The sequence below is a fragment of the Comamonas odontotermitis genome (genome assembly GCF_014207855.1).
GTDB lineage: Bacteria > Pseudomonadota > Gammaproteobacteria > Burkholderiales > Burkholderiaceae_C > Comamonas > Comamonas odontotermitis_A.
In genome coordinates, this window is the sequence record NZ_JACHKZ010000013.1 from 16,602 (window position 1) to 29,043 (window position 12,442).

General features: G+C 64.8%; 6 protein-coding genes. 5 read left to right on the top strand and 1 reads right to left on the bottom strand.

Translation table 11 applies throughout. The annotated features are described in order from the left end of the window. Window positions 1-80: 80 nt before the first annotated feature. Window positions 81-4,184: an ATP-dependent RNA helicase HrpA gene (hrpA, locus tag HNP33_RS11570; RefSeq protein WP_184708670.1), complete on the top strand. Its 4,104-nt coding sequence runs from the start codon at window positions 81-83 to the stop codon at window positions 4,182-4,184. A gap of 70 nt (window positions 4,185-4,254) precedes the next feature. On the opposite strand, the gene HNP33_RS11575 is transcribed toward hrpA, so the two are convergent. Further along, on the bottom strand, window positions 4,255-5,178 hold the full coding sequence (locus HNP33_RS11575) for a LysR family transcriptional regulator (RefSeq protein ID WP_184708668.1): 924 nt from the start codon (window positions 5,176-5,178) through the stop codon (window positions 4,255-4,257). Between the two features lie 176 nt (window positions 5,179-5,354). Between HNP33_RS11575 and HNP33_RS11580 the strand changes: the two genes are divergently transcribed. The 4 genes from HNP33_RS11580 (at window position 5,355) to HNP33_RS11595 (ending at window position 12,366) form a co-directional block, all read left to right on the top strand. Continuing rightward, complete coding sequence (locus HNP33_RS11580; protein ID WP_184708666.1) at window positions 5,355-6,191, top strand: alpha/beta hydrolase; 837 nt, start codon at window positions 5,355-5,357, stop codon at window positions 6,189-6,191. Window positions 6,192-6,384: 193 nt separating this feature from the next. After that, window positions 6,385-7,629, top strand: a complete 1,245-nt coding sequence (locus HNP33_RS11585) for an efflux RND transporter periplasmic adaptor subunit (protein WP_184708664.1) — start codon at window positions 6,385-6,387, stop codon at window positions 7,627-7,629. 23 nt (window positions 7,630-7,652) lie between these two features. Beyond that, window positions 7,653-10,883, top strand: coding sequence for an efflux RND transporter permease subunit (locus HNP33_RS11590; protein WP_184708662.1), 3,231 nt, complete (start codon window positions 7,653-7,655; stop codon window positions 10,881-10,883). 13 nt (window positions 10,884-10,896) lie between these two features. Next, entirely contained in the window at window positions 10,897-12,366 is a 1,470-nt protein-coding gene (locus tag HNP33_RS11595; protein ID WP_184708660.1) for an efflux transporter outer membrane subunit, read from the top strand. The last annotated feature ends 76 nt before the right edge of the window (window positions 12,367-12,442 follow it).

Genomic DNA, 12,442 nt, shown 5'->3' on the forward strand with positions numbered 1-12,442 from the left:
GTGCAAGACGCCTGCCCGCCGCAGGGCGTTGGCTGCACGCGCCTGCGTGCCGGGCCGCGGGCGCGGATAATACGCCGCTTATGTCTTTGCAGATCACGTTTCCCGAATCGCTCCCCGTCTCCGCCCGCCGTGAAGAAATCATGGAGGCCATGGAGCGCCACCAGGTCATCATTGTTTGTGGCGAAACGGGGTCAGGCAAGACCACGCAGCTGCCCAAGATTGCGCTGGCGCTGGGCCGGGGAAGACTCAACGCCACCCCTAGTGATCAATGGCCCACACGCCCCTCCGCTGCGCGTGATGGAAAAGGTGAAGTGCGCGGCCATCTGATCGGCCACACCCAGCCGCGCCGCATTGCCGCCAGCAGTGTGGCCAAGCGCATTGCCGAAGAGCTGAACACGCCGCTGGGCGAGGTAGTGGGCTACAAGGTGCGCTTTCAGGATCGCCTGTCCAAGGACGCCTCCGTCAAGCTGATGACCGACGGCATCTTGCTGGCCGAGACGCAGACCGATCCGCTGCTCAGGCAGTACGACACGCTGATCATCGACGAGGCGCATGAGCGCAGCCTCAACATCGATTTTCTGCTGGGCTACATCCGCCAGATTCTGCCCAAGCGTCCGGATCTGAAAGTGGTGGTGACTTCGGCCACCATCGATGCCGACCGCTTTGCCAAGCACTTCGAATCCCCAAGCGGGCCTGCGCCGGTCATCATGGTGTCCGGCCGCACCTACCCGGTGGAGATGCGCTACCGCCCGTTTGAAGATGCCAAGGACTATGACCTGAACGACGCAATTGCCGATGGCGTGGATGAGCTGTGGCAGGGCGGCAGCGGGGGTGACATTCTGATCTTTCTGCCCGGGGAGCGCGAAATCCGCGAAGCGGCCGATCATCTGCGCAAGCACCTGCAGCATTCGCCGTTGCTGCGCAGCGCCGAGGTGCTGCCGCTGTTCTCGCGTCTGTCGCAGGCCGAGCAGGACCGCATTTTTGAAGGCCACACCGGCCGGCGCATCGTGCTGGCTACCAATGTGGCCGAGACCTCGCTCACGGTGCCGGGCATCCGTTATGTGATTGATGCAGGAACGGCGCGCGTCAAGCGCTATTCATTCCGCAGCAAAGTGGAGCAGTTGCTGGTCGAGCCCATCAGCCAGGCGGCGGCCAACCAGCGGGCGGGGCGTTGTGGCCGTGTAGCCAACGGCATCTGCATTCGCCTCTATGACGAGGCGGATTTCAACAGCCGCGCGCGCTTTACCGATCCGGAAATCCTGCGCTCGTCGCTCGCTGGCGTCATTCTGCGCATGAAGGCGCTGCGCCTGGGTGATGTGGTGCATTTCCCGTTTTTGGAAGCGCCCTCGGGCCGCGCGATTGCCGATGGCTACCAGCTGCTGCAGGAGCTGGGCGCGGTGGACGACCAGGGCGAGCTGCTGCCCATGGGCAAGGAGCTCTCGCGCCTGCCACTGGACCCGCGCGTGGCGCGCATGATCGTGGAAGCGCGCGAGCGCGGTGCGCTGGCCGAGGTGCTGGTGATTGCGGCTGCATTGAGCGTGCAGGATGTGCGCGACCGCCCGCTGGAGGCACAACAGCAGGCCGACCAGCAGCACGCCAAGTTCGACGACGAGAAAAGCGAATTCAGCGGCTACCTGCGGCTGTGGAAATGGCTGGCGGATGCGCGCGGGGGCAAGGTAGTGGCCAAGACCCGCAAGGAAATGGCCGCGCAGGCTGCACCCGCCAAGGGCCTGGCCAACTTGCGCAATGCGGCCTTTTTGCCGGTGGCACAGCGCAGCTCGGGTGCTGCTGCCGTGGCGCAGACCCAGCAGGCGCCGCTGGCGGCCTTCACCCCGCAGGATGCCGTAGCCGACGAAGCCACGCACAAGCTCAGCAACCGCCAGTGGGAGCAGTTGCTGCGCCAGAATTTCATCAACATCCGCCGTGTGCGCGAGTGGCGCGATATCCATTCGCAGCTGCTCACGGTGGTGAACGAGCAGCGCTGGCCGGTCAACCAGGACGCAGCGGGCTACGAGGCCGTGCACCTTTCCATGCTCTCGGGTCTGCTCGGCAACATCGGCTTCAAGACCGACGAGGGCGATGGCTACCTGGGCGCGCGCGGCATCCGCTTTCACCCGCACCCGGGCGCGCACCTGTCGAAAAAACCGGGGCGCTGGATCGTGGCGGCCGAACTGGTCGAGACCTCGCGTCTGTACGGCCGTGGCATTGCCGCCATCGAGCCGCAATGGCTGGAGCAGGTGGGCGCGCACCTGCTGCGAAAGCAATTGCTCGATCCGCATTGGGAGAAGAAGCAGGGCGAGGTGGCTGCGTACGAGCGCGCCACCCTGTACGGGCTGGTGGTGTACAGCCAGCGCCGCATCAGCTATGGCAAGGTCGATCCGCAGGGCGCGCGCGACATTTTCATCCGCCAGGCCCTGGTGGAAGGGGATTGGGAGACGCGCCTGCCCTTCCTTGCTGCAAACCAGAAGATGATCGCCAAGGTCGAGGAGCTGGAGCACAAGAGCCGCCGCCAGGACGTGCTGGTCGACGACCAGTTGATCTACGCCTTTTATGACCAGCAGATTCCGCAGGACGTGTGCACCGGCCGCGCACTGGAGCGCTGGTTCAAGGACGCGAGCGCGCAGAACCCGGATCTGCTGCGCCTCTCGCGCGATGAGTTGATGCGCCACGAGGCCGCAGGCATCACCACGGCATCCTTTCCCAAGACCATCAAGCTGGGCGGTGTGGATTGCACGGCCAGCTACCTGCACCAGCCAGGTGATGCGCGCGATGGTGTTACGGTGACCGTGCCGCTTTTCGTGCTGAACCAGGTGAGCGAGGATCGCGCCGAGTGGCTGGTGCCGGGTATGCTCAAGGACAAGATCCAGGCCTTGCTCAAGAGCCTGCCGCAACGCCCGCGCAGCCGTTTTGTGCCGCTGGCCGAAAACGCGCAGCGCCTGGCCGAGCTGCTGGGCGCAGGCGAGCGCTTTGGCGACGGGAGTTTGACGGAGGCGCTGCTCAAGCAGGCGCGCGACGAGACATCGCTCGACATCAAGCGGGCAGATTTCAAGCTCGACATGCTCAGCCCGCATCTGTTCATGAACTTCCGCATCACCGACGAGCACGGCCGCCAGCTGGGCCAGGGCCGCAACCTGGGCGCATTGAAGGCCCAGTGGGGCGCCAAGGCGCGGGGCGCCTTCCAGGCTCTTGCTTCATTAAAGATCGCGGGCAGCGCCGGTGAGTTGGCTGGTTCAGATGAAAAACCAGCTGAAGTGAGCGTGAAGAAAGCGCAACCAGCTCCTGAAAAGGAAGCTGCACCATCGCGCAAAGCTCAGCAGGCCCCCAGCATGCCTGCGGAGGCGCGCCACACGGACTGGAGCTTTGGTGAGCTGCCTGAGTTGATGGAAATCAAGAAAGGGAACCAGACTTTGATCGGTTTTCCTGCGCTTATCGACCATGGCAGCGCCGTCGGCATCGAGGTGTTCGACGAGCCAGAGGTGGCCGCGAGCCGCCACGCGCTGGGCCTGCGGCGTCTGTTTGCGCTGCAGATCAAGGATGCGCTCAAGTACCTGGAAAAGAACATTCCCGATTTGCAGAAAATGGCCGTGGCCTACATGCCGCTAGGCACGCAAGAAGAGCTGCGCGAGCAGATCATCAACGTGGCCATCGACCGCGCTTTTCTGCAGGAGCCGCTGCCGATGAATGCCGAGCAGTTCAAGCAGCGGGTGCAGGATGGCCGGGGGCGCCTGACCCTGATCGCCAACGAGGTGGCGCGCATGGCCGCCGGCATTCTGCAGGAATACATGGCTGCGGTGCGCAAGATCAAGGACACCAAGAACGCGCCGGACGCCACGCAGGACGCGCAGCAGCAACTGCAAAAGCTGATGCCCAAGAACTTCATCGCCGTGGCGCCCTGGGCGCAGCTGGGCCACTATGCGCGCTACCTCAAGGCGATCACCGCGCGCCTGGACAAATACCGCGCAGACCCGGCGCGTGATGCCACCAGGCAAAAGGAGCTGCAGCCGCTGGAGCAGCGCTACTGGCGCCTGGTGGCAGAGCGCAAGGGCCAGGTCGATGCCCGCATGCAGGAGTACCGCTGGATGCTGGAGGAGCTGCGCGTGAGCTTCTTCGCGCAGGAGCTGCGCACGCCATACCCCGTTAGCACCAAGCGGCTCGACAAGGTGTGGGCACAGTTGCAGCAGTGATGGGGCGGCGCCGTGTCACCTGCGGCACGGCGTGCTCCGGCTGCAGGCCTGGATCGTTGGTAAATACGCTCTACAGGCTGCTCTGGCCCTGCAGCAGCGGGTTTCTTGCGAACAGATCGACCACCCAGTCCACAAAGGCGCGCACCTTGGCGCTGAGGTGGGAGTTGGGCGGGTAGACGACGTAGACCGGCAGCAGCGGGTGCTTCCAGTCTTCCAGCACCTGCTGCAACTGGCCGGTTTTCAGGTGTTCGTTGATCTGGAATCGGCTGGCCTGGCCGATGCCCTGGCCCGCCAGCAGCGAGAAGATATAGGCATTGCTCTCGTTGACGCACAAATGCGCGGGGCCGGCGATCTCGATCACTTCGCCATCCTTATGGAATTCCAGCGGATAGCGCCGCGCCGATACTGGCGAGAAGTAAATCACGTTGCGATGGCCGGTCTCCAGATCGCGGGGATGCCGGGGAATGCCATGGCGCTCCAGGTATTGCGGGGCGGCAACGGTGATGAAATCCAGGTTGCCGATGCGGCGCGCCACGAGTGATTGGTCGGCCAGCTCGCCTCCGCGGATCACGCAGTCCACGCTGTCACTGATGAGATCCACGGTGCGGTCGCTCACGCCCAGATCCATCTGGATTTCGGGGTAGCGCGACTGGAACTCGGCCAGGTGCGGAATGATGAGCAGGCGCGCCACCGAGGTTCCCACGTCCACGCGCAGGCGCCCGCGCGGCGTGGTGCGCGCCTGGCTCACGCTGGCCTCCAGGTCGTCGAAATCCGCCAGCAGGCGTACCGCGCGGTCATAGTAGGCCGCACCGTCGGCTGTGACCGTGACGCGGCGCGTGGTACGGTTGAGCAGCTTCACGCGCAGGCGCTCTTCCAACGCCTGTACGTTCTTGGTCACACTGGCTTTGGGCACCTGCAGCGAATCGGCAGCCCGCGTGAAAGTGCCGGCTTCCACAACCCGCGCGAAAATACGCATGGCCTGAATCTGATCCATGGGATCTCCTTGTCCTCGCGGAATCTCGGGCTCGCCGAGGATGCGGGATTCTCACACACCGTTTGGGCTGTCATTATTCAAGAATTGGAAACAGTGTGGCCGCGTTTGCGGGGTTTATGCCGCCAATGCGTGCCGCTACATTCTCATCTCATCGGCCGGCCTCGTCCGGAGAAGCCATGTTGAACACCAAAAAACCTGCTCCATCCACCAGCTCCCATACCGACACCACCATTGAGGTGGCTGGCGGCATGGAGGCGAGCGTGCGCATGTATGGCAGCAAGAAGCGGGGAGAGGTCTCTCCGCTGGTGGTGCATTTTCATGGTGGCGCTTTTGTGACGGGTGACCTGGACAACGGCAGCACCGTGGGCAATTCTCTGGCAACTGCTGGTGCCTGCGTGGTGTCGGTGGCCTATCCGCTGGCCCCGGAGCATCCGTTTCCTCGTCCGCTGGAGCTGGGTTATGCGGTGCTTCAGTGGGCCTACAAGCAGCGCGCCAAGCTGGCAGGCAAGGGTGCTCCGCTCTATCTGGCTGGCGAGGAGGCGGGGGCCAATCTGGCCGCTGGCGTCTGCATGATGGCGCGCGACCAGTTGCACCCGCCGCTGGCAGGCCAGATTCTCATCTCGCCCATGCTTGACCCCTGTGCTGCCACGCCTTCACAGCGTGCTGCGCAAGGCGATTCGGTCGAATGCAAATGGGCTTCGGGGTGGTGTCAGTACCTGGGCGGCTCGCATGATGCCCTGCATCCTTATGCCGTGCCAGCCAGGGCGCATCGCCTCGCGGGGCTGCCGCCGACGCTGATTCTGGTGGGCGGGGACGATCCCATGCGCGACGAGGCCCTGGGCTACGCCCAGCGTCTGGAAGCTGCCGGATTGACCGTCTTCCAGCATGTGTTCGAAGGCGCTGGCCAGTGGCCAGATGCCCTGGTGGAGCCTCCACCCGAACCTTGTCCCTGTGCTGTGCAGATGCAGGAGCAGCTGCACAAATTCTTCGAGACAACGCGATGTCGGCTGTGAGCTGACCGTGCCGTGCTGAGACCGCTGCCTTGATCCGGCCCCACCATCCATAGGTCGGAGAAAGCAAAAGCGCGCTTTTTTCGTTTTTTTTGATCCTCATTCGATTCCTGGCCTGAGTGCTGGAAGGGGTGAGCTTTGCCTGTCGCAGAGAAGTTTTTTCCTGCATCCATCCATTGAACCTGAAGACATAGCCATGAACGACAACTCCAAACCTTCCCTCCGCCGCCGCTGGTGGGCCGCTGCTGGCGTTGCCGCAGCCATTTCGGCCACGGCTGGCGCCGTCCTGGGCCTGCAGCCATCACACGCTGAGGCGCCCGCGCAACAGGCAGTTCCTCCAGCGGTGCCGGTTTCCGTGGCGCAGGTTCTGCAGCAGGATGTGACGCTGTGGAACGAATTCTCCGGCCGCCTCGAAGCCGTGCAGCGCGTGGATGTGCGTCCACGCGTATCGGGCGCCGTGCAGGCTGTGCACTTCAAGGAAGGCGCCTTGGTAAAGGCGGGCGATCTGCTCTTTACCGTAGACCCGGCGCCCTACGCGGCCGAAGTCGATCGCGCCGAGGCGCAGGTCGTTGCCGCCAGGGCGCGCATGGCCTATACGCAAAGCGAATCCGAGCGGGCCACGCGCCTGTGGGATGAGCGCGCCATCGCGCAGAAGGAATACGACGAACGCGTGAATGCCCAGCGCGAAGCCGATGCGAACCTGCGCGCTGCCCAGGCTGCGCTGCAGACGGCCAGGCTGAACCTGGGTTACACGCAGGTCAAGGCGCCGGTCAGCGGGCGGGTGGGGCGCATCGAGATCACCGTCGGCAATCTCGTGAGCTCGGGCGCTGGAGCCCCCGTGCTGACCACCTTGGTGTCGGTGGACCCGATGTACGCCAGCTTCGACGTGGATGAGCAGATCGTGGCCAATGCCTTGCAGGGCCTGGAGGACACCCGCAAGGGCCGCAGCGCCCGCGCGATGATCGAAACCATTCCGGTGCAGATGGGCGTGGGCGTGAACGGCGCGACGCCCTATACCGGCCACCTGCAGCTGATTGACAACCAGGTCGATGCGAAAAGCGGCACGGTGCGCGTGCGTGCGGTGTTCGGCAACGCTGATGGCACTTTGATGGCCGGGCAGTTTGCCCGCATCCGCATGGGCCAGCCGCAGAGCACCCAGGCCGTGCTCATCAACGAGCGCGCCGTGGGCACGGACCAGAGCAAAAAGTTCGTGCTGGTGATTGGCGACGGCAACAAGGCCGAGTACCGCGAAGTGCAGTTGGGCGCGCCGGTCGATGGCCTGCGCGTGGTCACCACCGGCCTCAAGGCGGGTGAGCGCATCGTCGTCAACGGCCTGCAGCGCGTGCGTCCGGGCGTTGTCGTCGCACCGCAGGACGTGCCCATGGACGCCAAGGCCGAGCTGGCCGACAGCCGTACTGCTACCAAGCAGCCAGCGGCCTGAGAACCTCTACCTCCCCCGACATCATGAACCTCTCCCGATTTTTCATCGACCGCCCGATCTTTGCGGGCGTACTGTCGGTGCTCATCTTTCTCGCGGGCCTCATCGCCATGCGAACACTGCCGATCTCGGAGTACCCCGAAGTTGCGCCGCCTTCGGTGGTGGTGCGCGCGCAGTACCCGGGTGCCAGCCCCAAGGTGATCGCCGAAACCGTGGCCACGCCACTGGAAGAATCCATCAATGGTGTGGAAGACATGCTCTACATGGGCAGCCAGGCCACGACCGATGGTGTGATGACGCTCACCGTCACCTTCAAGCTCGGCACCGACCCCGACAAGGCCCAGCAACTGGTGCAGAACCGTGTCTCGCAGGCCGAGCCGCGCCTGCCCGAGGAAGTGCGCCGCCTGGGCGTGACCACGGTCAAGAGCGCGCCGGACCTCACCATGGTGGTGCACATGGTCTCGCCCAATGGCCGCTATGACATTGATTACCTGCGCAATTACGCCGTGCTCAATGTGAAAGACCGGCTGGCACGTATTCCCGGCGTGGGGCAGGTGCAGATCTTTGGTGGCGGTGATTATTCGATGCGCGCCTGGCTCGATCCGCAGAAGGTAGCGCAGCGCGGCCTGTCTGCCAGCGATGTGGTGTCTGCCATCCGCAACCAGAATGTGCAGGCGGCCGCTGGCGTGGTGGGCGCATCGCCCGGGTTGCCCGGCGTGGACACCCAGATGTCGATCAACGCGCAGGGGCGCCTCTCCAGTCCCGAGGAGTTTGGCGACATCATCGTCAAGACTGGTGCAGATGGCGCTGTGACGCGGCTGCGCGATATTGCCCGGCTGGAGCTGGGGGCTGCCGATTACTCGTTGCGCTCGCTGCTCAACAACGACCCGGCCGTGGGCATGGGTGTGTTCCAGGCGCCCGGATCGAACGCGCTGGAAATCTCGGACAACGTGCGCAAGACCATGGCCGAGTTGGCCCAGCTCATGCCTGAGGGCGTGGAATTCCGCATCGCCTACGATCCCACGCAGTTTGTACGCGCTTCCATCGAGTCGGTGATCCATACGCTGCTCGAAGCGATTGCGCTCGTGGTGATCGTGGTGATCCTGTTCCTGCAGACCTGGCGCGCCTCCATCATTCCGTTGCTGGCGGTGCCGGTGTCGGTAGTGGGCACGTTTGCCGTGCTGCACCTGCTGGGTTTCTCGATCAATGCGCTCTCGCTGTTTGGTCTGGTGCTGGCCATTGGTATCGTGGTGGATGACGCCATCGTGGTGGTGGAGAACGTGGAGCGGAACATTGAAGCGGGGCTGACACCACGCGAGGCCACCTACCGCGCCATGCGCGAGGTCTCGGGCCCCATCATCGCCATTGCGCTGGTGCTGGTGGCTGTGTTTGTGCCGCTTGCTTTCATCAGCGGCCTTACAGGGCAGTTCTACCGCCAGTTTGCGGTCACCATCGCCATCTCCACAGTGATCTCTGCCATCAACTCGCTGACGCTGTCGCCAGCGCTGAGCGCATTGCTGCTCAAGGGCCACCATGAGCCCAAGGATGCGCTCACGCGCGGCATGGACCGTGTGCTGGGCGGCTTCTTCAAGCGCTTCAATGCGGTGTTCCACCGAGGCTCGGAAGCCTACAGCGGCGGCGTGCGCCGCGTGATCGGTCACAAGGCTGGCATGCTCGTGGTGTACCTGGCGCTGGTGGGCGCGACCTGGGGCCTGTTCCACCTGGTGCCCGGCGGCTTCGTGCCGATGCAGGACAAGCAGTACCTCGTCGGTTTTGCGCAGCTGCCCGATGGTGCAACGCTGGACCGTACCGACAACGTGATCCGCCGCATGGGCGAGATCGTCAAGAAGAACCCGAACGTGGAGGATGCGATTGCCTTCCCGGGCCTGTCGATCAACGGCTTCACCAACAGCTCCAACGCAGGCATCGTGTTCGTGACGCTCAAGCCCTTTGCCGAGCGCACACGCGCGGACCAGAGCGGCGGCGCTGTCGCGGGGCAGCTCAACCAGGCCTTTGGCGAGATTCAGGACGCCTTCATCGCCATGTTTCCGCCGCCACCAGTTGCGGGCCTGGGCACCACGGGGGGCTTCAAGCTGCAGATCGAAGACCGTGGCTCGCTGGGCTACGCAGGCATGGATGCCGCCGTGAAGGCCTTCATGGCCAAGGCGTACCAGACACCGGAGCTGGCAGGTCTCTTTACCAGCTGGCAGGTCAACGTGCCCCAGCTCTACGCTGATATTGACCGCACCAAGGCGCGCCAGCTGGGTGTGCCGGTGACGGACATTTTCGAGACGCTGCAGATCTACCTGGGCAGCTTGTATGCGAACGATTTCAATGAGTTTGGCCGCACCTACAGCGTGCGCGTGCAGGCCGATGCGGCATTCCGCGCGCGGCCCGAGGACGTGGGTCAGCTCAAGGTGCGTTCGATGACGGGCGAGATGGTGCCGCTGTCGGCGCTGATGAAGCTGGACGCCAGCTTTGGCCCCGAGCGCACCATGCGCTACAACGGGTTTCTGGCTGCCGATGTGAATGGCGGGCCCGCGCCTGGCTTCTCGTCGGGGCAGGCACGCGCAGCGGTAGAGCGGGTGGCAGCCGAGACGCTGCCGCCAGGCATCGGCTTTGAGTGGACGGAGCTGACCTACCAGGAAATCCTGGCAGGCAATTCGGCGGTGCTGGTGTTCCCGATCGCCATTTTGCTGGTATTCCTGGTGCTGGCTGCGCAGTATGAAAGCCTTACGTTGCCGATTGCCATCATCCTTATCGTGCCCATGGGCCTGCTGGCGGCGATGACCGGCGTATGGCTTACGCATGGCGACAACAACGTGTTCACGCAGATCGGGCTCATCGTGCTGGTGGGGCTGTCTGCCAAGAACGCGATCCTGATCGTCGAGTTCGCCCGGGAGCTGGAGTTTTCAGGGCGCACGCCGGTGCAGGCCGCCATTGAGGCGAGCCGCCTGCGCCTGCGGCCGATTCTGATGACCTCGATGGCTTTCATCATGGGCGTGCTGCCACTGGTGTTGTCCACCGGCGCTGGTTCTGAAATGCGCAGCGCCATGGGCATTGCCGTGTTCAGCGGAATGATCGGCGTGACCGCGTTCGGCCTGTTCCTGACTCCCGTGTTCTACGTGGTGCTGCGCCGCCTGGCCGGTAATCGGCCGCTGCAGCAGCATGGCAGCCATGTTGCGCCGATCAGCGAGCCTGGCCATGGCGCATCGGCGCTGCCCGTGCTTGCCGCACCGCGCGCTCATGACGAATGAATGCAATTGACGAATGGATAACGATATGAAAGCAATGCAACGCATCCGATCCCTGGCTGTGCCCTTGAGCGCACTGATGGCGGCCCTGGTGCTGGCGGGCTGCGCAAGCGCGCCGCCCACCGTGGCAGAGCACGCTGGCGTGGCTGTGCCCGCAAGCTTCAGTGAGCAGAAAAGCGCTGCGGCAGCAGGCTGGACGACGGCCGCACCGGCAGAGGCTCAGCCGCGCGGTGCATGGTGGCTGGCGTTTTCCGACCCCGCACTCAGCGCCCTGGTGGAGCGCGCGGGCGAGGCCAACACTGATGTGCAGACTGCAGCAGCCCGCCTCGCAGAAGCCCGCGCGCTGCTGCGCTCGGCCGACGCGCAGCGTCAGCCCCAGGTGGGCGCCTCGGGCGGCGCAGTGCGCCAGGCGGGTGCCAACACCGCCAATGGCATGCAGCCTGCCACACTGGTCACTGCTGGGCTCAATTTTTCGTACGAGGCAGACCTGTTTGGCCGCCTCTCGGGCGCAAGCGATGCAGCACGCGCAGATGCCACTGCGCGCGAGGCGCTGCTGCAGAGCACGCGCCTCATGGTGCAGGCCGATGTGGCGCAGACCTATCTGCAACTGCGCTCGCTGCAGACCGAGCGCCAGTTGGTCGAGCAGAGCCTGACAGCCTACCGTGAGACGCTGAACCTGATTGAGCGGCGCTTTCGGGCAGGCGATGCGGCCGAGCTGGATGTGGCGCGCATGAAGACCGAGGTCTCTGCCACCGAGGCCGAAGCGTTGGCGCTGGAGCGCCAGCAGGCCACGCTTACGCATGCACTGGCGGTGTTGGTGGGCGATGTGGCCACGGGCTTCACGCTGGCATCGCCGCAGGGCGAAGCGACGCTTCCGGTGATTCCGGCGGGCGTGCCCGCCACGGTGCTGGCACGCCGCCCCGACGTATCGGCTGCCCAGGCATCGGTGCTGGCGGCCCAGGCGCGGGTGGGGGTGGCGCAGGCGGCATGGTTCCCGGCCATCACGCTCACGGGAAATGGCGGTTACGCCTCGCCAGAGTTGGGCGATCTGTTCAAGTGGTCGGCACGGTCATGGGGCATTGGCGCCTTGCTCTCGCTGCCCATTTTTGATGGTGGCCAGCGCGCCGCGCAGGAAGAGGGCGCCCGCGCGCGGCTGGAGGTTGCGGTGGCTGCCCAGCGCGGGCAGGTGCTAGCCGCTTTCCGGGAGGTGGAGGACCAGCTTAGTGCGCTGCGCCTGCTCGCTGGCCAGTCGCAGGTGCTGGGGCAGGCCGTGCAGTCGTCCGAGCGGGCCACGCATCTGTCGGATGTGCGCTACCGCAATGGCCTGGTGAGCCAGCTGGAGCTTTTGGATGCGCGCCGCAACGAGCTGCGCAACCGGCGCCAGGCGCTGCAGGTGCGCACCGCCCAGTACACCGCCACGGTGGCGCTCATCCGCGCGTTGGGCGGGGGCTGGGAGAGCGGTGCGCAGCTTGCTGCCCGCAGCTGATCGCCTGTAGTTGCCCCGTCCGCAGTTCGCCGCCAACTGCTGGCCGCTGAACGTGAAAGCCTGGGAGCGTTCTGCT